The organism is Bittarella massiliensis (ex Durand et al. 2017) (assembly GCF_017566145.1).
Lineage (GTDB): Bacteria > Bacillota > Clostridia > Oscillospirales > Ruminococcaceae > Bittarella > Bittarella massiliensis_A.
The window spans coordinates 1-353 of record NZ_JABFCL010000046.1 but is presented as its reverse complement, the minus strand read 5'-3'; the positions used below and the strand labels follow the sequence as shown (position 1 = coordinate 353).

Sequence of the window (353 nt, the reverse complement as noted above, 5' to 3'; positions counted from 1 at the left end):
AAACCAAGAATGCCACAGATAGACAAAGACGGGTTTACAAAATTTCAGCTTCACGATTTTATAAACACGTTTGGAGAATATATGATAGTAGGACAGAAGAATGTCATTGAAGATATTTGCATTTACATGGATGACGAAGATCTCGAAGAGGTGGAATGATGAAAGATACAGTAAATATTTTAGGAACTGAATATAAAGTGTTTTTCCGAGAAGAAAAGGACGAACCGAAACTTAAAAAAGCTGATGGATATATTGACCATTCTATTAAAGAGATTGTTGTCGGTATTTTTGAAAAAGATGATATGAGTATTAAGGACTTAAAATCTTATTCAAAAAAAGTTCTTCGGCATGAG

The 353-nt window shown here is 32.3% G+C and carries 1 protein-coding gene; it reads left to right on the top strand.

Annotated elements, in window-relative coordinates; all coding sequences use genetic code 11:
• Positions 1-158 precede the first annotated feature (158 nt).
• Positions 159-353 (top strand): hypothetical protein (locus HJY11_RS13385; RefSeq protein WP_368041611.1); only part of this gene is annotated, 195 nt, incomplete at its 3' end.